Annotated in this window: 21 protein-coding genes; 10 read left to right on the top strand and 11 right to left on the bottom strand. The window is 55.5% G+C overall.

Translation table 11 applies throughout. From position 1 onward, the window contains the following. The first annotated feature begins 1 nt into the window (after position 1). The 5 genes from QPL98_RS18080 to QPL98_RS18060 all read left to right on the top strand — a co-directional run bounded on the left by QPL98_RS18080 (position 2) and on the right by QPL98_RS18060 (position 5,157). Positions 2-922 carry an AraC family transcriptional regulator gene (locus QPL98_RS18080; protein ID WP_081496554.1) on the top strand — a complete coding sequence of 307 codons (921 nt, stop codon included), beginning with the start codon at positions 2-4 and terminating at the stop codon, positions 920-922. Between the two features lie 259 nt (positions 923-1,181). Next, entirely contained in the window at positions 1,182-2,288 is a 1,107-nt protein-coding gene (locus QPL98_RS18075) for a polyamine ABC transporter substrate-binding protein (RefSeq protein ID WP_303293738.1), read from the top strand. A gap of 2 nt (positions 2,289-2,290) precedes the next feature. Next, positions 2,291-3,409 (top strand): polyamine ABC transporter ATP-binding protein, encoded by a 1,119-nt coding sequence (potA, locus tag QPL98_RS18070; RefSeq protein ID WP_303293737.1) that lies wholly within the window; start codon positions 2,291-2,293, stop codon positions 3,407-3,409. A gap of 4 nt (positions 3,410-3,413) precedes the next feature. Next, the gene (locus QPL98_RS18065) at positions 3,414-4,343 is read left to right on the top strand and encodes an ABC transporter permease subunit (RefSeq protein WP_222563035.1); all 930 of its coding nucleotides are present in this window, start codon (positions 3,414-3,416) and stop codon (positions 4,341-4,343) included. Continuing rightward, a complete protein-coding gene (locus QPL98_RS18060) occupies positions 4,336-5,157 on the top strand; it encodes an ABC transporter permease subunit (protein WP_303293736.1) in 822 nt (273 codons plus the stop codon). The genes QPL98_RS18065 and QPL98_RS18060 overlap by 8 nt, the downstream gene beginning before the upstream one ends. Here QPL98_RS18060 and QPL98_RS18055 read toward each other — a convergent pair. The 3 genes from QPL98_RS18055 to QPL98_RS18045 form a co-directional block, all read right to left on the bottom strand. After that, positions 5,144-6,196: a proline racemase family protein gene (locus QPL98_RS18055; protein ID WP_303293735.1), complete on the bottom strand. Its 1,053-nt coding sequence runs from the start codon at positions 6,194-6,196 to the stop codon at positions 5,144-5,146. The two genes, QPL98_RS18060 and QPL98_RS18055, sit on opposite strands and share 14 nt — an antisense overlap. Then, on the bottom strand, positions 6,196-7,338 hold the full coding sequence (locus tag QPL98_RS18050) for a zinc-binding dehydrogenase (protein ID WP_303293746.1): 1,143 nt from the start codon (positions 7,336-7,338) through the stop codon (positions 6,196-6,198). The genes QPL98_RS18055 and QPL98_RS18050 overlap by 1 nt, the downstream gene beginning before the upstream one ends. Before the next feature lie 105 nt (positions 7,339-7,443). Further along, positions 7,444-8,544 carry an AI-2E family transporter gene (locus QPL98_RS18045; protein WP_113878794.1) on the bottom strand — a complete coding sequence of 367 codons (1,101 nt, stop codon included), beginning with the start codon at positions 8,542-8,544 and terminating at the stop codon, positions 7,444-7,446. A 201-nt stretch (positions 8,545-8,745) separates the two neighbouring features. On the opposite strand from QPL98_RS18045, the gene QPL98_RS18040 reads away from it, so the two are divergent. Next, a complete protein-coding gene (locus QPL98_RS18040) occupies positions 8,746-9,132 on the top strand; it encodes a thiol-disulfide oxidoreductase DCC family protein (RefSeq protein WP_153741633.1) in 387 nt (128 codons plus the stop codon). A gap of 12 nt (positions 9,133-9,144) precedes the next feature. Here the strand turns inward: QPL98_RS18040 and QPL98_RS18035 are convergent, their stop codons facing one another. Both QPL98_RS18035 and QPL98_RS18030 read right to left on the bottom strand, forming a co-directional pair. Next, positions 9,145-9,843, bottom strand: a complete 699-nt coding sequence (locus QPL98_RS18035) for a DUF3592 domain-containing protein (protein ID WP_153741634.1) — start codon at positions 9,841-9,843, stop codon at positions 9,145-9,147. 123 nt (positions 9,844-9,966) lie between these two features. After that, positions 9,967-10,461, bottom strand: coding sequence for a hypothetical protein (locus QPL98_RS18030; protein WP_303293734.1), 495 nt, complete (start codon positions 10,459-10,461; stop codon positions 9,967-9,969). 87 nt (positions 10,462-10,548) lie between these two features. On the opposite strand from QPL98_RS18030, the gene QPL98_RS18025 reads away from it, so the two are divergent. Genes QPL98_RS18025 through QPL98_RS18010 form a run of 4 tightly spaced genes read left to right on the top strand, consistent with a single transcriptional unit; the run spans position 10,549 to position 13,111 of the window. After that, positions 10,549-10,851 carry an IS66 family insertion sequence element accessory protein TnpB gene (locus QPL98_RS18025; protein WP_303293733.1) on the top strand — a complete coding sequence of 101 codons (303 nt, stop codon included), beginning with the start codon at positions 10,549-10,551 and terminating at the stop codon, positions 10,849-10,851. Next, on the top strand, positions 10,848-11,192 hold the full coding sequence (tnpB, locus tag QPL98_RS18020; RefSeq protein ID WP_004578760.1) for an IS66 family insertion sequence element accessory protein TnpB: 345 nt from the start codon (positions 10,848-10,850) through the stop codon (positions 11,190-11,192). Before QPL98_RS18025 ends, tnpB begins: the two co-directional genes overlap by 4 nt. 28 nt (positions 11,193-11,220) lie before the next feature. Next, entirely contained in the window at positions 11,221-12,852 is a 1,632-nt protein-coding gene (locus QPL98_RS18015; protein ID WP_181861275.1) for an IS66 family transposase, read from the top strand. Further along, positions 12,842-13,111, top strand: coding sequence for a hypothetical protein (locus QPL98_RS18010; RefSeq protein WP_004578758.1), 270 nt, complete (start codon positions 12,842-12,844; stop codon positions 13,109-13,111). The genes QPL98_RS18015 and QPL98_RS18010 overlap by 11 nt, the downstream gene beginning before the upstream one ends. Positions 13,112-13,116: 5 nt before the next feature. On the opposite strand, the gene QPL98_RS18005 is transcribed toward QPL98_RS18010, so the two are convergent. The 6 genes from QPL98_RS18005 to QPL98_RS17980 all read right to left on the bottom strand — a co-directional run. Further along, entirely contained in the window at positions 13,117-13,491 is a 375-nt protein-coding gene (locus tag QPL98_RS18005) for a hypothetical protein (protein WP_303293732.1), read from the bottom strand. 127 nt (positions 13,492-13,618) lie between these two features. After that, positions 13,619-14,632, bottom strand: coding sequence for an SUMF1/EgtB/PvdO family nonheme iron enzyme (locus QPL98_RS18000; protein WP_278349863.1), 1,014 nt, complete (start codon positions 14,630-14,632; stop codon positions 13,619-13,621). After that, the gene (locus QPL98_RS17995; RefSeq protein ID WP_121208707.1) at positions 14,592-15,614 is read right to left on the bottom strand and encodes a DUF6708 domain-containing protein; all 1,023 of its coding nucleotides are present in this window, start codon (positions 15,612-15,614) and stop codon (positions 14,592-14,594) included. Before QPL98_RS17995 ends, QPL98_RS18000 begins: the two co-directional genes overlap by 41 nt. After that, on the bottom strand, positions 15,611-18,277 hold the full coding sequence (locus QPL98_RS17990) for a toxin VasX (protein ID WP_278349862.1): 2,667 nt from the start codon (positions 18,275-18,277) through the stop codon (positions 15,611-15,613). The genes QPL98_RS17995 and QPL98_RS17990 overlap by 4 nt, the downstream gene beginning before the upstream one ends. Then, entirely contained in the window at positions 18,274-18,891 is a 618-nt protein-coding gene (locus QPL98_RS17985; RefSeq protein ID WP_121208705.1) for a DUF4123 domain-containing protein, read from the bottom strand. Before QPL98_RS17985 ends, QPL98_RS17990 begins: the two co-directional genes overlap by 4 nt. After that, positions 18,888-20,020 (bottom strand): type VI secretion system Vgr family protein (locus QPL98_RS17980; RefSeq protein ID WP_303293731.1); only part of this gene is annotated, 1,133 nt, incomplete at its 5' end. The genes QPL98_RS17985 and QPL98_RS17980, both read right to left, overlap by 4 nt.

Raw genomic sequence — 20,020 nt, 5'->3', positions numbered from 1 at the left:
CATGATGGATTATTTTTCGATGAATGAGATCGCAGCCAAGAAACCGGCCACTCAAACCTCACAGTGGCCCGTGCCAGCCGACAGTGTTCGCTATGTGGTGCCAGAGCCTATTGTGCGGCTTTTGGCGGCACATCCGCTCACCCGGGAGCTGTATCCACTTGCCTTCGGGCATTATCGGAGAGCGGCCGGGCATCACATGCATAGGGAACACCACCGTGATAATCTTTTGATCTATTGCACGGACGGCAAGGCCTTTCTGAACGTCGCCGGCGTGCCCCACACAGTCGAGGCCGGCGACCTCCTGCTACTGCCGGCCGGCGCCAGCCATCGGTACACCGCCGACCCGGACAACCCCTGGACCATTCACTGGGTTCACTATACCGGCCCCCTGGCCGAAGACTTCGGTCAGTACATGGGCTTTGATGACAGCACCCGCATCCGGCATCTGGGCAGACAGCCCCGGTTACTGGTGGATTTCAACGGCCTGTTGTCGGTACGGCAGACGGGCTTCCGGGCCCGTGGGTTGATCCACGCCAGCAATCGGCTACGACAGTTGCTGGCCGCCGTGCCCATCAACGCCGACGAAACCAGCCAGGCCCGGCAGGCCGAGCTGGACTCCTTGCACAGCTTCATGCGGGAGCATCTGGAGGAACGCCTGACCCTGAATCAGCTGGCCGAGCTTTCCGGCCTGTCGCCGGCTCACTTCGCCACCCGGTATCGGGAACAGACCGGCACCTCGCCAATCCAGCACTTCCTGCATCTCAAAGTGGAACGGGCCTGTGAGTTGCTGGATACCACCAGCCAGAGCTTCGCCGACATCAGCCGGCAACTGGGCTATGACGATGCCTATTACTTCTCTCGACTGTTCAAAAAAGTGATGGGGAAGTCGCCCACGGATTACCGCCACACAGCGCGGCACTGAGACCCGGCATACGCATAAACATCAACCTGTCCCGTAAAAATTTTTGTAGCGCCACCGGTATTCTCATGATAAATATCGCGCGAATACGGTCGGATTCCCCACCACCGTTTCCAGGATAAGCCTCAAAGGAGTCAAAAGGCGGCACCCCGGTGTTTTCGCAAACACCTGCCACCTCCGGCCACCCTCAGCAGACCTGCACAACACCGCGTGCGTCCTGCACGCTTTGTATCCATCCCTTTTCAGTGAGGGACACCATCCAATGTTGAAGTTGTGTAAGCCACAGGCGCTTGCCGCCGCTGTTGCTATGTCTCTGGGTGCCTCTTCGGTTTTTGCAGCCGGAGAAGTGCGTGTCTACAACTGGTCTGATTACATCGCCGAGGACACCCTGGCGAAGTTCACCGCGGAAACCGGCATCAAAGTTGTTTACGACGTTTACGACAGCAACGAAGTGCTGGAAGCAGCCCTGTTGTCTGGCCGTTCGGGCTACGACCTGGTTGTGCCGTCCAACCACTACGTGGCCAAGCAGATTTCTGCCAAAGCCTTCGTGGCGCTGGACCATGGCCAACTGCCAAACATGACCAACCTGAACCAGGACCTGATGACCCAGCTGGAAAAGGTCGACCCGGGCAGCCAGTTCTCCCTGCCGTACCTGTGGGGCACCAACGGTTATGGCTACAACAAAGGCCGCATTCAGGAGATTCTGGGTGACACCGCACCGACCGACTCCTGGGCTCTGGTGTTTGACCCGGAAGTGACCGGCAAGCTGGCCGCCGGCGGCTGTGGCATTGCCATGCTGGATTCCGGTGAAGAAATGGTGCGTGCCGCCATGGCCTACATTGGCCTGGACCCGAACAGCAACAACGCCGACGACATCAAAAAAGGCGGTGAAGTGATCAAGGCTGTGCGCCCGAACATCACCTATTTCCACTCTTCCCGTTACATTGGCGATCTGGCTAACGGCGACCTGTGCGTAGCCGCCGGCTACTCCGGCGACATCCTGCAGGCCGCTGCCCGCGCGGAAGAAGCCGAGAACGGCAACGTCATCCGCTACACCATCCCCAAAGAGGGCGCGGTGCTGTGGTTTGACATGATGACTATTCCTGCCGGCGCGCCGAACGTGGAAAATGCCCACAAGCTGATGAACTTCCTGATGCGCCCGGAGATCATCGCCGATGTGACCAACTACGTGTGGTACGCCAACCCGAACAAGGCGGCCGACGAGTTTGTGGACCCGGAAATCCTCAATGACACCAGCATCTACCCCACCGACGAGGTGATGAAGAAGCTGTACATCATGGAAGGTCGGCCCCAGGACGCCCAGCGCCTGATGACCCGCACCTGGACCAGCGTGAAATCCGGTCGCTGACGGTGGCGGCGACCAACAACACCTCCGCGCAAGCGGAGGTGCTCCTCAGCATCAAAGGCGTTTCCAAGAGCTTCGACAGCACCCTGGCGGTGGACGACGTCAGCCTGGACATCCACAAGGGCGAGATCTTTGCCCTTCTGGGTGGCTCCGGCTCTGGCAAATCTACCCTGCTGCGCATGCTGGCGGGCTTCGAGACCCCGGATTCCGGCCGCATTGTGCTGGATGGTCAGGACATCACGGCCCTGCCGCCGTACCTGCGACCCACCAACATGATGTTCCAGTCCTATGCCCTGTTCCCGCACATGACCGTGGAGCAGAACATTGCTATGGGTCTGAAACAGGACAAGCTGCCGAAGAACGAAATCACCGACCGTGTGGCCGCCATGCTCAAGCTGGTGAAGATGGAGCCCTACGCCAGGCGCAAGCCGCAGCAGCTCTCAGGTGGCCAGCAGCAGCGTGTGGCCCTGGCCCGCTCGCTGGCAAAGCGACCAAAGTTGCTGCTGCTGGACGAGCCGATGGGTGCTCTGGACAAAAAACTGCGCACCGAAATGCAGCTGGAACTGGTGGATATTCTGGAGAAAGTGGGCGTGACCTGCCTGATGGTCACCCACGACCAGGAAGAAGCCATGACCATGGCCAGCCGGATAGCCATTATGTCCCACGGCCGGATAGCTCAGGTGGGTTCACCGATTGATATCTACGAAAGCCCGAACAGCCGCATGACGGCGGAGTTCATCGGCTCCGTGAATATCTTCGAGGCGAACATCCTGGAAGACAACTCCGACAGCATCTCGCTCACCAGCGACCTGCTGGACGCGCCGGTGTTTATTGACCGGGGTGTAACCACGCCGGCGGAAACCACGGAAACCCTGATCGCCCTGCGCCCGGAGAAGATCTACCTGACGACCGAGAAGCCCGAAGGCGATAGCAACTGGAGCTGCGGCACGGTGGACAACATTGCTTACCTGGGTGACATCACGTCTTACTACGTGAAGCTCGCCAGCGGCAAGCGGGTGCAGGCCACCATGGCCAATGTGGAACGCCGTGGTGAGCGGCCCACATGGGGCGACCGGGTCTATGTATCCTGGGAAGCCTCCAGCCCTATCCTGCTCTGGAACTGACGCCATGACCAAGAAGCTTCTGGCAACCCCTCTGGCGGAGCGGGTGCGGGCGGTGGTATTTCACCGGCGGGTCGTCTTCGGTGTGCCCTTCGCCTGGTTGCTGCTGTTCTTCCTGCTGCCGTTTGCGCTGGTGCTGAAGATCAGCCTGACCTCGGCGGTGATGGCTATTCCGCCCTACGAGCCGGTGTTCCGATGGGTGGAGAATACCCTGTCGGTGGTGGTGAACTTTGGCAATTACCTGTTCCTGGCCTCCGACAGCCTCTACATTGCCGCCTATTGGGGCTCGGTGAAAACCGCGTTTCTGGCCACCTTGTTCTGCCTGCTGATCGGCTACCCCATGGCCTATGCCATGGCCCGCGCGCCGAAGCACTGGCAACTGGTGTTCCTGCTGATGGTGATGCTGCCGTCCTGGACCTCGTTCCTGATTCGGGTTTATGCCTGGATGGGCATACTCGGTAACCAGGGCCTGCTCAACAGCTTCCTGCTGTGGCTGGGCGTAATCGAATCGCCGCTGAAAATGCTGAACACCAACTTCGCGGTGATTCTGGGAATCGTCTATGCCTACCTGCCGTTCATGATCCTGCCCATCTACACCAATCTGGTGAAGCTGGACATACGCCTGCTGGAAGCGGCGTCGGATCTGGGCTGCCGCAGCCTGACCACCTTCTGGTCCGTTACCCTGCCGTTGTCCAGGGCCGGAATCCTGGCCGGCTCCATGCTGGTGTTCATTCCAGCCGTGGGCGAATTCGTGATTCCGGAACTGCTGGGCGGGCCAGACACCCTGATGATCGGCAAGGTGCTCTGGGAAGAGTTCTTCAACAACCGCGACTGGCCGGTGGCCTCTGCCCTGGCGATTGTGATGCTGGCGCTGCTGCTGGTGCCCATTGTGCTGTTCCACCGCTTCCAGGCCCGGGAGATGGAAAAACATGGTTAGGTTAAAAGCCCCCGGTTTCTCTAAAACCATGCTGGTGCTGGGCATGCTGTTCCTGTACCTGCCGATGGTGGTGCTGATCGTTTACTCGTTCAACGCATCACGGTTGGTATCGGTATGGGCAGGATTTTCCACCAAGTGGTACGGCGCGCTGTTCGCCAACGAGCAGATTCTGTCTGCCGTGTGGATGAGCCTGCGCATTGCCTTCTATTCCGCCAGCATGGCGGTGTGTTTGGGCACCCTGTGCGCATTCGTGATCACCCGGTTCAAGAAGATGCGCGGGCGCACGCTGCTGTCCAGCATGATCACCGCGCCGCTGGTAATGCCGGAAGTGATCACCGGCCTGTCGCTGTTGCTGCTGTTTGTGCAGATGGCGCAGCTGATTGGCTGGCCGGCAGACCGTGGCATGGCGACCATCTGGATTGCCCATACCACCTTCTGCAGCGCCTACGTGGCGGTAGTGGTGAGTGCGCGGTTGCGGGAAGTGGATTTGTCCATCGAGGAGGCCGCCATGGATTTGGGCTGCACGCCGCTGAAGACGTTCTTTGTGATTACCCTGCCGGTGATTGCGCCGGCGCTGGTTTCGGGGTGGTTGCTTGCGTTTACCCTGTCGCTGGATGATCTGGTGATTGCCAGTTTCGTCTCCGGCCCCGGCGCCACCACGCTACCGATGGTGGTGTTCTCGTCGGTACGGATGGGGGTATCGCCGGAGATCAACGCACTGGCCACGCTGATTATTGCGGCGGTGTCTGTGATTGCATTTATCGCCTGGCTCTGGATGCGGCGAGCAGAGAAACGAAGACTCAGACCACGCTAGATTTGTGGCGACTCGATAGTATGTGGTGCAACCCATCACACTCCACCATCGGGTCGTCACAGTTCACCACAATGTCGGAACGGGCAATCACATAACCCCTGCCAATGATACTGTTCTTGACCACCTGATACTCGCCCTCGGTTTCTACCGTGGTGAATTCACCGATGAACCCGGTATCGCGAAGGGAAACGGTTTCCAGCTTGTCGCCCGGCTGGATTCGGCCTTCGTAGTTCATCAACGCAAGCCTGGCCGAGGTGCCGGTACCGGTAGTACTACGACAGATCACGCCGGGGTGGACGTAGGTGGCCGATCGTGAGCGGTAATAACCATCGGCCACTTTTTCTTCCGGCCCCATAAAGTGCAGAAATGGCAGGGGCCCGACATCACCCAGGGTGTAGTGGGAGAATCCACGGGCAGCCTGAATGGCCTCGACAATGGCATGCGCGGTGCGGGCCAGCTCCCGTTCCTCATCAAGGGTCAGGTCAAAGCCCAGTGATTTGGCATCCACCAGGGCGTAGAAACCGCCACTATAGGCCACACTGTAGCCAACCTCGCCAATGCCCGGCACGTTAATACTGGCATTGTAGGTGTGGATGTAGCTCGGCAAGCCCTCGCAGGTGACCGCTTCTACCACGCCATCATGAACAATAGCTTCAATGTTCACGAGACCCGCCGGCGATTCCAGCATGAAATGTTGCTTGCCCTCCTGCTTTGGCACTATGCCAGCCTCGAGGACCGCCGTCGCCGTACAGATGGTGTTGGAACCCGAATAGATGGGATATCCCATCACCTCCATAATGATGTACCCAGCCGCCGCCCTGGGATCGGTGGCGGGGACCAGCAAATCCACGGACATCTCGGGAATGCCATAGGGCTCCTCCAGCAGGAGTTTGCGCAAGCCGTCAGCATCGTCCCGGAGGTACTCCATCTGCGCCCGCACGGTGTCGCCGGGCAACAGGTCAATGCCGCCGGTAACAATGCGGCTGACATCACCACCGGCGTGAGTGTCCATCAACTGAATGGTCAGTTCAGGTTTCATCAGTCCGCCTCCACCTCGTAGGGTTGCCCGTGCTCCTGCCACTGGGCATCGGGAACAATCACGATTTTTCCCAGGTAATTGCTGCCTCGGTTCACGAAGTACTCCTCCGCGCGGTGCAACTCAGACAGCCGGAAAGCACCATGTAGTACCGGTTTCAAATCACCGCTCCGGATCCATCTCATAAGATGTTCTGCCTCTTCCCGGGTGCCATGGGACACACCGAAAATCTGCACCTGGTACAGATAGATGCGGGTCCAGAGAATTTCGCTGATGTTGCCGCCACTGGCCCCGGCAATACTCAGCCTCGGATAGGTGCTCCGGGCATTCATGTCAAAAATCATGGCGTCGATGAAATAGTCCGTCATGTCGCCGCCCACCAGGTCCATGACCGCGTCCAGCGGCTTGCCTCCGGTTTCCGCCTTCACCCGATCGACAAAGCTATCCATGTCAGTTCTGTCGAGAACGGCCTCGGCGCCGAGCTTCAGCAATGGATCAGCCTTGTCCTTCTGGCTCAGAGCATAGGGAATGGCACCGATAATCCGGCAGAGCTGAATCAGTGCCGTGCCCACGCCACCGCTGGCACCGGTAACCAGCACGCGTTCACCAGCCTGAATATTGGCGGAGGTAAGCATGTGGTAGGCGGTCTGATAAGAACACATGCCCATGGAAGCGAGCTCGGCGTCGGCCAGGTCCGGATTGGGAATGTGATGGAACTGATCGGACGGTAAAGCGACGTACTCGGCGTATCCGCCATCTGCGCCATGCCCGTAATAATCCGGCGTGAGATTGATGTCTGTGCGGTTGTCCGCATAGATGTTGAAGTCCAACAAGCCGCGTTCGCCGATACGCTGTTCACTGACACCCGCGCCCACAGCAACAATACGACCGACAATATCGGCCCCCTGAATGCGCGGGAACGTGAGCGTAGGCTTGCCGCCCATCTGGAACGACGTCATTTCCCCTTTTTTAGTGGGATATAGCCCCTCACGGGCTTTGCGGTCTGTGTTGTTCTTGGCGGTGGCAGTTACCTGAACCAGCACCTCGCCTTCCCTCGGCTGAGGTACCGGTACATCCTGATACATGAGCTGATCAATTCCGCCATGGCCTTTCAGAACCATCGCCTTCATTGAGGACGGGATCATCGGCAACAGACCCTCCTGTTCTGGTGAATAAACTACCCAGACAGAATAGGAAAGATCACCGGGTGTGTCAGGGCCTGTTACGGATATCCATTAGACTCAACCGGTTTACCGAGCGATTACCCGATAAACCGGCCTTAATCGCGGAATCTGCTTGAGGACCACCTGGATAACCGTCATCAAGGGCACAGCAAGGAGAACCCCCACTGGCCCCCACAACCAGCCCCAGAAGAAGATCGAAACAAAGATGATCACGGGGTTGATGGCCATCCGGAAACCATGAATCCAGGGCTCAAGGAAAAATCCGACAATCGTGGTGAGCACAATGAAGCTGATCGGCGCAAGCACCATCATCCAGAGCACGTCCAGGGAAATGGCGGAGACTATGGCCAACAGGGTGATGGTAAGCATGTTACCAAGGTACGGAATAAACCGGGCAAGGCCTGCAATCAGGCCCCAGACGGCCGGGTCTGGCAGGCCGATGGCCCAACAGATCAGGCCGGTCAACACGCCGACAGACGTATTGGACAACCCCAGTACCGCCAGATACTGCGCTATCTGATGCTGGGAATCGTGGGTGATCCTCAGCACTGTCTTGCGCTGGGACCGGGGCAACTGCTTGACGAAGTTGCGAATCAACCGGTCGCCGCTGACCAAAAGGAAATAGGTTAACGCCAGTGCCAGCGCCAGCCCGGCAATGCCGTTTCGGGCCTTGGACATTAACTGACTGCGCCAGGAGTCGGTTTGCAGAACCACCGTGGTGGGTTTGGTGCCCTGATCTTTGGAAAGCTCCTCAACCGATTTTTCGACCTGCTCGGCAGACTGACTGACCTTGTCGATCTGGCGCATGATCTCACTTTCCCCCACCAACAGGCGAGACAGCCCCTCCGGTGCTTTCTGGGCCCACTCCAGAGCTGGCGTGGCGACCGCGGCACCCAGCCCCAGAATTCCGGCAAGGACCGCCAGCACCAGAACCAATGCGGATACCACACGCGGTATGCGCCAGCGCAAGTAAGCCTTTTTGACCAGAGGCGCCAGTAACAGGCTGGTCAGTACCGCCAGGATGATCGGGAGAACAATCTGATGAGCAATATACAGGGTGTACAGAATGCCAAGGATGAACAACCCGTAGATTGGCGTGGAGAGATCCGCGAACGATCGCGAACCTGTGCCATTCGATTGCGGGGATTCTGTCTTCTGGTCATCCATGGGCCGTTATACCTTGTCAGAGTGCCGCTCAGGGCACAGGAGTTTCACCAGCGCAACAATCTGGCGATTAGCAACACAGTGTAGCGTTTACAGGAAGCACCCGCATTATCAAACAATTACCAAATGCATTTGAGGAAACTGAACCATCCACGCCCAGCACACCGTATACCTTCGGGATAAACAGCTGACAGCGGAGAACCCATGGCACCGCGTTACGACACCCTGTTCTACGATGGCTCCTGCCCCCTGTGCGCGCGTGAGATACGTACCCTGAGGAGACTACAGAACGGCAACCTGATCTTTGCGGATATTCACGAGCAAAACCCGAGCAACCAGCAACTCCCCTCCCGGGAGCAGCTGCTTCGTCGGTTGCATCTGATGAGCTGGACCGGGGAGTGGGTAACGGGATTGCACGCCAATGTGCGAGCCTGGTCGCACACCCGCTTTGGCTGGTTGTTCAAGCCGCTGCTCTGGCCGGTGATTCACCCGATTGCCAGCCGGATTTATGAAACTTGGGCCGACAAACGGTATGAGCGTATATACGTGTGTGCGATGGGCAACGAAAACTCGTGCCCACCGGGAAACTGAGGCAGGAGGCTGCTAGCTGGCCAGCTTAGGCAGGAATGAGGTATCCACCCAATAGCGCTTGAGATTGGCCTCATCGACCAGCACGGGCACTGTTTCCTGGTGTATATGATTACTCGGATCGAACCACAGGTTATCGCTTCGGAATACATGAAGTTCACCGGTTTGCGGATGCTGCCACTGGCAGACAATGCGGAACGGGTTACGGCCATTCACGGTCAGGCTAGTGTTTTGCTCAACCGACGAAAATGTTGCGAGCACCTCGGTGCCGTGATCTTTCAGGTAAGCCTGTGAGCGGCTCTTCTTCCAACCAAACAACAGCATTCCGCCGCCAATGGCGCCAAACACGAGCCCCATACCACCGAGAATAATGGGCAGTCCCCAAAGGGAGAAAAAACTGTTGATTCTGGCGCTCTCCGGAGCCGAAGGCTCATAAAACACAGACACCCTCTCACCGCGACTGAACGACGGCGGATTTGAGCCGGAGCGCGACCGGAACTCGATCTCCCGACCACGGATATCCTCGAAAACGATCACCGGATAATAGGTGGTCGAATCGCTGGAGCGAGAGCGCTCCAGATCAATGACCGTGCCCGTGGCTTCCGTAGCTCGCTCGATAAATGACACCGTACTGCTGTAACTCATCACCGCACCAACAAGCATACCGGCGCCAATGAGTGTGAAGGCGTATTTGAGGATATTCAGGGTTTTCAATGGTTCAATCCTTGTGTTTTGGGTTCTTCCCTGGGAGGTGTTGGCCCGGATTTTATAGAACCATTGAGAACTATGCCATCGACGGGCTTCGGTAGCATCGACAGTTAGAAATTTGGGATCAGATCACAGATTCTGAAGGGCCTCGACCCACATCCAATGCTCTGGCTTGCCAAACTCCCGGCAATTAACGCAACGTAGTTTTCCCGGCATGTAAAACACAATTTCCAGGGTATTCCCCGAAAACTCCGTTTTATCGAAACCACAATCATCCACGGAACTACTGACAAATACGTGAACGTTGTCGCTTGCCCCGCAATGGTTGAAGCTATTGGATAGCGGGCGACCCAGGACGTTAACCAAGAACATTCCCGTTTTGGATATTATTAAACGTGGAGTTTTTTCGAAGCGCTTCTCATGGTCCTGATAGTACGCCACAAAATCTTCACCCTCTTCTACTGCATAGTCCGGATAATAAACGCCCCAATAAGCCTCGCGTATGGGAGCCGATTTGGAGGTAGCCCATAGCGCCGGATTAATCAGTACAGGAATTCCTAGTGCAACCGTAAGCATGCCAAGTATAGGCAACCGGCGATTCCAGAAGCTGTTCATGGCGGGCAAGAGTAAGCGTTCATTCCGCGACGTTCTGCCACCCCGCTGAGATTCGCTCTACAGTAACCTCACATTTCCCGATACGAGGTTACCCCCATGAGAAAGCACCGTACTCCAGAACAGTGGCAGACCCTGGTTGATCAGCAGCGCGCCAGCGGCTTGTCAGCACCGCAGTTTTGTAAACAGGAGAAGATCGGTTACGCCAGCTTCTGTAACTGGCGCAAGCGCCTGTCCGACCCGTCGACTGATGAGTCGTCAGGTCCCGGTGAAGCCGGTTTTCTGGATCTCTCGTCGTTAATGGGCAACTCTCCATCCTCCGGCTCCGGCGCCGGCTCCGGCTGGAACATTGTGCTCAGCCTGGGCAACGGCGTGGAACTGCGGCTGAGCCAGAACGGATGATCGGGCTCGATAGTCAGGCCCGGATCTGGCTGTGCACCGAGCCCACCGATATGCGCAAATCGTTCCGGGGCCTGAGCGCCCTGGTCCGGAATCAGTTGAAGCACGACCCGCTCAGCGGCCAGTATTTCGTCTTCGTCAATCGCCGTAAAACTCAGATGAAGATGCTGTATTTTACGACCACTGGTTACTGCCTGTGGGCCAAACGCCTGGAGCAGGGACAGTTCCGCGTGCCTTTATCTGCCTCCGGTCAGCGAGCCCTGACGCTGACGGATCTGCAACTGCTGATCGATGGCATTGAGGTGCAGAAATACCGCCAGTTCAAGCGTTTTCGAGGGGTATAGAAGGCCGGGTTCCGGTATAATATCGGTCATGAATTCAACGGCTTCTGCTCCCTCTCCCAATGTATCGTCCTCCTCGGCTCTGGCCGAGGAGAATGCACTGCTGCGTGAGCAGGTCCAGACCCTGCAGCGCCAGCTGGACTGGTTCAAGAAGCAGCTGTTCGGCCCCAAATCCGAGAAGCAGGCATTTGACCTGCCGGGCCAGAACAGCCTGTTCCAGGAAGGCGATGCACCGGTTCCGGAGAACCCACCGGAAGAGAAAAAGCGCACGGTTAAAGCCTATCAGCGTGGCACCGGTAAGAAGCAGCGGGACGACGACTGCCTGAACGACACCGGCCTGCGCTTCACCGCCGATGTGCCGGTGGAGGTCATTGAACACCTGCCACCGGAACTGACCGGGCCGGAGGCTGACCAGTACGAAGTGATCGGCAGCAAGACCACCTACCGGCTGGCCCAGCGGGCCTCCAGCTATGTGGTGCTTAAGTGCGAACGCCCGGTGTTCCGGCGCAAGGGCACCGAGAAGCTCATCACGACACCGGCTCCGTTCAACGTGCTGGACAACAGCCTGGCCGATGTCAGCCTGCTGGCCGGGCTGCTGGTGGACAAATTCCAGTTCCATCTGCCGCTGTATCGCCAGCACCAGCGTATCCAACAGGCCGGTATCACCGTCAGTCGCAGCACTCTGACCAATCTGGTCAAGCGTGCCATCGACCTGCTGCGCCCCATTGTGGATGCCCAGACCGACAACGTACTGCGCAGTCGGGTACTGGCCATGGACGAAACGCCCATCAAGGCCGGTCATCAGGGCCGGGCCAGCCCGCAAAAGGGCAAGATGAAATCCGGCTGGTTCTGGCCGCTGTATGGCGATGCCGACGAGGTGGTGTTCACTTACTCTAACAGCCGTGGGCGTGCCCATATCGAAGAAGTACTCAGCGAATCGTTCAGCGGCACCCTGATCAGTGACGGCTACGCGGCCTATGCCCGTTATGCCGCCGCCCAGGAAAACGTCACCCATGCCCAATGCTGGGTGCACAGTCGCCGTTACTTTATCGAGGCGCAGAAGGATCATCCGGAGATAGTCACCGACGCGCTGCAACAGATCGCCACGGTGTACCGGAATGAAGAGGCCATCAAAACCCAGGGGCTGACTGGCGAGAAGAAACGCCAGTACCGGTTGGATCACTCGAAACCGGTGGTCAGCGACTTCTTCCAGTGGTGCCGGGATCAGTTGGCGCAAGGCGGCCTCGTGCCCAGCGATTCGCTGACCAAAGCCCTGAACTACGTGCTCAGCCGTGAAGCGAGCCTGACCGTGTTCCTGGAAGACCCGGATGTGCAGCCAGACACCAACCACCTGGAACGGGCACTACGCCCCATTCCAATGGGCAAGAAAAACTGGATGTTCTGCTGGACCGAACTGGGCGCGGAACACCTGGGCGTCATCCAGAGCCTGATCAGCACCTGCAAGCTGCACGATATTACCCCGTACACGTATCTGGTGGACGTGCTGCAACGTATCAGCCAGCACCCGGCCCGTGAAGTCAGCGACCTGACGCCCCGACTCTGGAAACCCCGGTTCGCCGACAATCCGCTACGGGCGCTGATCGACCCACGCCACCCTGACCGACAGAACAAACAGCCGGAGGCCAACGTCCGTGCGCATTGAGGACATGACCATCGACCAGTTGCTGGAACTGAACCAGACCATCTGCCAGCGAATTGATGAACTGCAAGAACAAGAAACCCTGCATGCCTTGAGTCAATTGCGGGTTGGCCTGAAAGTGACCTTCGAAGGCCGGGAAGGACCGGTGTTGGGGATCGTCACCAAAATCAATCGCAAGAGTGTGATCGTGCTGGGTGAGGATGGCAGGAAACAGTACAAGGTCTCGCCGGAGTTATTAAGGCCTCTCCGTGACGTGAAGTAGGTCAACTACGTCGTGGAATGAACGCTTACGGGCAAGAACGAAACAGCCAAACCAAGCCAACCTAAGAACAAGCAACTTGCGAGAGCAATCCTGCCGTCGAAAAAAAGTGAGATAATTACGAAAGGCCACGTCAGAAACCCCATCAGCAAGCCTTTACCAATGAGGGTAATACGATCTCCATCGCGAAAAGGCACACCGAAAAACACGGTCAGCCATCCAGCCACACTGCTGACAAAGAAGACGATCAGGAACCCGATGTCCAGAGCCCTATTCTCGATTCCCAGAAAAGAATATCCAGAGCCGCCGGCCACTGTCGTCGCTACATAACTGAGAAGAACGAGCGTTGAGGGTAAGAAGAGAAAGGCTGAAATATACTGCATTGATAGTAACGTCCTTGTTTTATCAACTCTTATTAAAGTGCTGAGCTTTTCCTCTGAACTTGAAAACCTCACATATTTATCGTCGGAATTACTTGTCGTACAGCGTCAGAGTATTGCACTCCGTTAATCAGTTAACAGGCTCAGAGTGGTTAACGACACAACGGAAACCATTCCCCGAAGAATCAATGTGCTGACCACTTCGAGCAAACACGGTGCCGCCACCGCCAATGTGCTCCCCTCTACCGGCCCAGTCCCTCACGGTTTTTTCAGGATTGTCGGTATCAAGCGGACCGTCAGGACCCTTTGGATTTTCCTTGGGTGCGTTCCTGTAATAGTCGCTTTGAAACCAATCCTGCGTCCATTCCGCTACGTTTCCGGTCATGTCATAGAGGCCTAGCGGATTTGGTGGGTAGCTTCCAACCGGGCGCCGCTCGAACTTCAGCGAAGAGTGGATCAGGGTGTTGCCAGAAGGCGGTATCGAAGGGTCAACATACTCTTTTGGGCGGCGCAGGTAGGGATCCCTCTCGACATCGCCTGTATCGGTGGCATAGGGCACCGCCCTCCCCCGGCTTCGAGCCGCATACTCCCACTGAGCCTCCGTAGGCAAAGCAAAAGGCAGCCCGGTGCGTTCTGCAAGCCAGGCGCAATACCCCTCAGCCTCTCCGTAATTTGGTACTCGGGCGGGCTTTCGGTAATAGTTGGGTGACAAGGGGTCATCCGAAACCATCAGGTACTTTTTTAAGCTGAACTGGTCTGCATATAGGTGAGCTCGCTCAAGATCTTCGTAGTAGACTACCATTTCACCCCAAGTCGTCTCGAACCGCGATATCGAGTAACTATCGATCCTAACGTTAACCACTGGGCGGCTATGATCCGTCAGAGTCACGTAAGGAGTGCCATCAGGCTTCCCAACATCTCCAAGAGCAAACTCACCACCTTGCACGAACACCTGATTATCTATCGCCAGCTCAACTAAGTGAGAGACGGCACTCTCCTCGACGCAGCTAGAAATAAGCGCTGACGAGGCAATTAAACAGGAGATCCTTAAGTGATCAAGTAACGTCCTGAAACCTCTCATATCTATTGCATTGGACTTCAATTTACCTCGGCAGGGTTTTACGCATCCGATCATGAAGATCATCCAGCTGCTGCTGTTTTCGTACGATGTAGTCTTCTTCGATATCGATAAGGCGCGTTGTGGGGCCGTTCGGTTTTAAGCGTTCTTGGATGACTTCAGGCCAGTGTTTACGGGCCTTCTTTCTGTCAATCTTCTGGACAAATTCCATGCCGAATGCTGGCAGGAACAGCATGTAAGAGGTCACCCAAGAAAGAAAGGCCGCCCCAGAAACACCCTCCCCCTCTCTGCGTTCTCTCCCCAAAGTTCTCCTTGAATCAAGAACCAAGTCAAGAAAGGAAATGTCACTGGATTTCAAGTTTTTCTCTATAAACGAATTCTTAAACTCTGTCTTATTGCCGGTCTCGTCAAACCACGGGCCAACTGTCATATAGCTTCTCAAATATTCCCAGAAACTTAATAAGGTTGGTAAGCGCTTGCCCGCTGGAACGCCTGATAGATTCAGCACTATCCGATCGTCGGGGTCACCAAACTTCCGAAGAACAATTTCCAAATTTCCATGAATAATGGCCCCTGAGTACTGATTGACTATCGTATACTCATACGCGACTGCCTCTATATCATCCCATTCTGAGTAGTAGAGTTCGCCTTTTTGATCGTAGTAAATCTCCCGCGTACGCCGATTAAAAACTACAGGTAGCCTGGGCGGACGGCTAACCTCCCATATTGCAGGAGCAATAATGACTAAAACTGAGAGAAAGAAAACCCACCAGTCCAAATTCGAACTATAAGGTGTTCCAAATAGGTTAGGCAGCAAAACAAGCAGTATTCCAACGGCTCCCACAAAAAAACCTACGCCTGTAAGAATCCCCCTGCTATCAGTGCTCCCGGTTCTCAAAGCCAAAGATACCTCATCTTGTGACTCTATGAGACCGGGCTGGGATGGAGCATAGCCAGTACCAGAGCCACCGCTCAGCTGAAGAGCATTTGAGGAACTCCCAATTTTGTTAGTTACAGCGTCAAACAACTTTTTCGCGTTTTCAATCACCAGATATCAACCTTTACCGGAGGCATTTCCAAACCAGGTTGTGGTCGATAGATTAACTCGCCCTGTAGCCCAAAGATTTGGTCATCATCGTGATAAACTCTTCTGTATGTAGCCGTAGCTGCGGCGTTATGAACTCTTGTACCCACATGCAGACTAAAATCAGAACCAGACCAAGTCACAGGGGTTCGCTTTGGCTGAAGGATGTGCTCTCTTTCCTCTGTATCCAGAACAGCTCGTAATTGGCGTTCAACCCATGCCAAAGACCGGTAACCAACACCGCTTCTCAACTCATCGCCAGAAAAATAAATAGTTTCAGGATTCAAAGCACTTTGGCCTGCTAGCTCAAGAATCAACCAGCAATCCTGCATATGGATTCCCGTATGCGGATTTAACCTTGGAACCCTTTCCAGCCTCAACTTGATGGGAAAAATAACCGTGTACAACTGCTCCATTTCATCTCGATAGTTTCCTGACCACTCGGCCGGCTTTACACCAAATCTAGTATTAGCGAGCCAACGCTCAAGCGGTGTATTCTGCGCGTAGTGACGGGCGACCAAGCCTCCAATCAAGGATGCAGTTAGGCCTAGAGACAACGCCGTATAGAAGCCACCCAGCCTAGACAATCCCCGAACTGAAGAAGCAACTTGCAACCCTAGTGCGGCAGCTCTCGCCTCACGATACGCTCTAAAGGCTCTCACACTGAGTGCCAGTTGCCCCGACGACACCCCCATCAAGCCGACCTCAAGAGCAGACGTATCGAAATCACCAGAACGGTACGACTCGATCGCTTGCATGCCAAATACAATTATATCGAAAGCCGCAGTGGCAGCGGTGAGCGCGGCTGCAACTGCACCTACTCCATGGCTATACGCTGCTGGGTTAGGTGACCTTGAGAGTCCTTTATTCCAATTAAGCTCGGAAATCTTGTGCTCTAATGATAAGGCTGCAGCGGTGAAACCAGTGACACTCCCGGTAGCCTTTGCTAAACCTTCGACATCTTTATTCGAATCGGTAAAAAATTCTGAGATTGCAGACACCATGTTCAATCCGGTCAGAACAACCAGAACTGAACGCAAAGGAGCCTTTTCTAAAGCATCCTTGAGGCTGTATGGGTTGCCTTTAAAATATTGGCCAGCATTTGCTGATGTGATACGAATAACGGGCACTTTCCGTGCTTCGACGTCAGGAGGACTAAGAGTCGCCGCTGCATTGCCACTATTTTTTGCCGCCTCACTCAGCCACTGATTCGATTGAACAGCACCTACACTGTCCACCGCCAATGACTGTCCTGTTCGTGCCAATCCAGACACCAAAAAACCACTGCCTAAGAGTGAGATTCGATGCGGGAATCCTCTCAATTCAACTGCGGCTGCAGGCGAAATAGCGTTGAAAAGTATTTGAGTCGGCACAGCCGATGGAATTGGTGCCCGACCCACTAAACCCGACACCTTAGAGTTTATGGAGGCAACCACAGCAGTGGCAGCTTTGGATAGATCTTCAACAGAATCGTTAGCCATATCACCAATTGATACTAGCTTCTCGACGTCACCTAGTGATACACGCTCTCTTATCCCAAGCAACGCATTCCAGAACCAGCGAGTCCCCTCCCCCTGAACTGCGGCGAGGCGGCCGATAGCCCCGGCCCCTTTACTGAAATAGGAGGGACCAAGCAAAGCAAGTCCGAATTTTTCCTGCAGAATGGTGTGATGATCTTCTTTAGCCAGATCCAGGCTCTCGCATGAACTTGCGAGGGTTTCAGGGCCATTCGCACATTCGAGGGTATCCATCCATAGGACCCAGGAATCAAGGAGCCCAGCAACAACGTCTTCAAAATGTGACTGAGACTCATCCGATTCCCGCCACACTCTCTGTAATTTCGGTAGATCTACAAGTTCAGGAAGTTTCGCTTCAAGCTGGCGATCAGTCTCATAAAGATCCTTGATCGTCTTCGCCAAACTCCACTCTCCACCGAATCTGGCTCTTAACCTCTCCTGGTTATCGTGAGCCAGACGAACCAATGCGGCCAGATCTTCGGTAACACCCCATGGATCGTCCACTATCCCCATCACGCGCTGGTCAAATCGCCGGGTAGAGCGCTCCAACCGAGGCCAGTGGGGAATGGTTGGAGTCAGGCCAGTCCAGTCAAACTCCTCAATGGAGGTAACTTCTGGTAAGGCATAAAAGGTCTTTTCATCAAGCAACTGAGTGTTCGGTGAACCTCCTGGCACAATCCTGCGCATAAACTTGCTGCGCTGACCCGGTTCATTCACAATCATTTCGAAATGAGCGTCAGACCATTGATTCTCACTCCAGGCGACATCAGCAGGCTCACCAGAAGGTAAAGACAAGTAGACATTGCCGCGATGATCAACAACCTCTCCACCTCGGGTCGTTTCCTGAAGCAGGGAATCATTAACCGAATACTCAATTAACCTCCCTTCGAACTCACTCCAAACATACAACCAGCCATCTCTCAGAAATCGAGGAACGAGTCCAAGATTCCGATCCTGAAGATCAGTATAACGATCAATATTAGGAAACAGGACCGGCAAATCGGGCAATTCCAGCCCAGCTAAGAGCTCTCCCTCATAGCGCATAGGGCCGATGGCGTATCGAAGGGGTAGAAAAGCCGTCATTAGTGGGCAAGTTGCGCAATAAGTCATAACACGTCCCTGTGTTGGTTATCCGCAGAAGAATCCAGAGCGGCCAGCAAATCCAAGCTAAATTGAAAGCATGGGGCCACCAGATTAGACGCGAATTGTCCTTCCTTTTGTTCGTCACTCATTCTGGAAGGTGAAGGGCGATACTGAGTCATCGATCCATCACTTGAACGGAAAAAGATGCTGTTAATGCCAGACCAAAAATGAGCGGGTAAACGACCGTCGACTCCAGCTAGTCTCGAGACTACCTTGGCATCACCAATCCTCAGCCAGACAGCGTGCCCCTCCGGCATCATCACCTGAACCCTAGACCGCATAAAGTCCAATAATGCTGACTCATCATAAGACGTGTGCAACACCGAAGCCCTCGCGACTAAGGGATGGTTCTTTGCCCACAGCTCTTTGAGCACTATGCTCGCTCCAAAATCAGCAATCATCGGCCCTAATGCTGATACGCCATCGAAAACGCCGTCTTTAAGTACCATTAAAGGGCATACATCCAGTCTCTCTTCATACAAACTTCGCAGGCCACCCGCGATCGCTCCATCAAACAACATGAACATTTTTTTGTCGGACGGCGACAGGCTTCCTTGAATGTTCGAACTCTGCAGCGTCATGAAGAAATCCTCTGGTCCGATCTCACAGAGCAAACCTCCGAAAAAGTTTCTTCGTTTCTCGCTGAATTTCTGAAACTTGCGGCCTGTTTCAGGTCAGCCTCAGTCGGTCGCAGCTGGTCCGCGTTTACAGACTGAGTATCACCGGAATGCCGTGTCTCGGTATGGGGAAGTGTTGAGACTGGCTGCTCAGATAAAGCATCATGAGTCACCACATTTGGCAACAACGGCCCAGTTACCCCAACCCCGCTACCACTCCCGGGCCCACCTCCGGAATTCATCCTCACCAAAGGCCCAGACACTGTCACCCCACTCGGGTCTACCTTCACAAAGCTGCCACCCGCTTTCAGCGTCACCTCGGCTCCGGCTTCGATCACTATTTTCATACCCGCCTTGTGGTGGATTTCGGTGCCGGCTTCCACCAGCTGGTTTTTGCCCTGCTTGCTGTGGTGGCTGCCGTTTACGGTGAGGCTGTAGTCGGCGCCGATACTCTCGCGATGTTCGCCATCTGTGGTGTGGTGGCGGTTGCCTTTGGTGTGGCTGAAGCGGTTGTTTTCCACCGTCAGGTGGCTGTCATTCCTGATAACTTCGGTGCGGTTGTTTTCCGTCAGCAGGTCCAGGTCTTTCTGGGCGTGCACGTAGATCTGCTCTTCGCCCGCTTCGTCTTCAAAGCGCAGTTCGTTGCTGCCCTCGCCCTTGTGGGTTTTGGTCTTCAGGGTGGTCCGGGTTTTGTGTTCCGGCAGCGCGTACGGCGGTGTATTGGTGGCGTGATAGGTTCTTCCGGTGATGATGGGCTGATCCGGGTCGCCGTCCAGGAAAGACACGATCACTTCGTGGCCGATTCTGGGCAGGGCCATAAAGCCGTACTGGCCTCCAGCCCAACCCTGGGCCACGCGCAGCCAGGCACTGCTGTGCTCGTCGTTCTTGGAATAGCGGTCCCAAGGGAATCGTACTTTCACCCGGCCGTACTGGTCGCAGTGGATTTCTTCACCCTCGGGGCCGGTGACGATGGCCATCTGGGGGCCGTCCATCACGGGTTTGTGATTACACAGGGGGCGCCAGGTTTTGTCGGCCGGGATGGCGCTGAAGGTGTTGTGATAGCGGGTGGGCTCGCTGCCACCCTCTTCTTCCA

This window comes from Marinobacter sp. ST-43, assembly GCF_030541085.1.
In the GTDB taxonomy this organism is placed as follows: Bacteria; Pseudomonadota; Gammaproteobacteria; order Pseudomonadales; family Oleiphilaceae; genus Marinobacter; species Marinobacter nauticus.
The sequence above is the reverse complement of the archived record's forward strand: the minus strand, read 5'-3'. Positions and strand labels throughout refer to the sequence as shown.

Bases quoted from the DNA above. Each gene is read 5' to 3' on its own strand.
- QPL98_RS18080 (WP_081496554.1), top strand. From the start codon at position 2: ATGATGGATTATTTTTCGATGAATGAGATCGCAGCCAAGAAACCGGCC.
- QPL98_RS18075 (WP_303293738.1), top strand. From the start codon at position 1,182: ATGTTGAAGTTGTGTAAGCCACAGGCGCTTGCCGCCGCTGTTGCTATG.
- QPL98_RS18065 (WP_222563035.1), top strand. From the start codon at position 3,414: ATGACCAAGAAGCTTCTGGCAACCCCTCTGGCGGAGCGGGTGCGGGCG.
- QPL98_RS18060 (WP_303293736.1), top strand. From the start codon at position 4,336: ATGGTTAGGTTAAAAGCCCCCGGTTTCTCTAAAACCATGCTGGTGCTG.
- QPL98_RS18055 (WP_303293735.1), bottom strand. From the start codon at position 6,196: ATGAAACCTGAACTGACCATTCAGTTGATGGACACTCACGCCGGTGGT.
- QPL98_RS18050 (WP_303293746.1), bottom strand. From the start codon at position 7,338: ATGATCCCGTCCTCAATGAAGGCGATGGTTCTGAAAGGCCATGGCGGA.
- QPL98_RS18045 (WP_113878794.1), bottom strand. From the start codon at position 8,544: ATGGATGACCAGAAGACAGAATCCCCGCAATCGAATGGCACAGGTTCG.
- QPL98_RS18040 (WP_153741633.1), top strand. From the start codon at position 8,746: ATGGCACCGCGTTACGACACCCTGTTCTACGATGGCTCCTGCCCCCTG.
- QPL98_RS18025 (WP_303293733.1), top strand. From the start codon at position 10,549: ATGAGAAAGCACCGTACTCCAGAACAGTGGCAGACCCTGGTTGATCAG.
- tnpB (WP_004578760.1), top strand. From the start codon at position 10,848: ATGATCGGGCTCGATAGTCAGGCCCGGATCTGGCTGTGCACCGAGCCC.
- QPL98_RS18015 (WP_181861275.1), top strand. From the start codon at position 11,221: ATGAATTCAACGGCTTCTGCTCCCTCTCCCAATGTATCGTCCTCCTCG.
- QPL98_RS18005 (WP_303293732.1), bottom strand. From the start codon at position 13,491: ATGCAGTATATTTCAGCCTTTCTCTTCTTACCCTCAACGCTCGTTCTT.
- QPL98_RS18000 (WP_278349863.1), bottom strand. From the start codon at position 14,632: ATGATCTTCATGATCGGATGCGTAAAACCCTGCCGAGGTAAATTGAAG.
- QPL98_RS17990 (WP_278349862.1), bottom strand. From the start codon at position 18,277: ATGACTTATTGCGCAACTTGCCCACTAATGACGGCTTTTCTACCCCTT.
- QPL98_RS17985 (WP_121208705.1), bottom strand. From the start codon at position 18,891: ATGACGCTGCAGAGTTCGAACATTCAAGGAAGCCTGTCGCCGTCCGAC.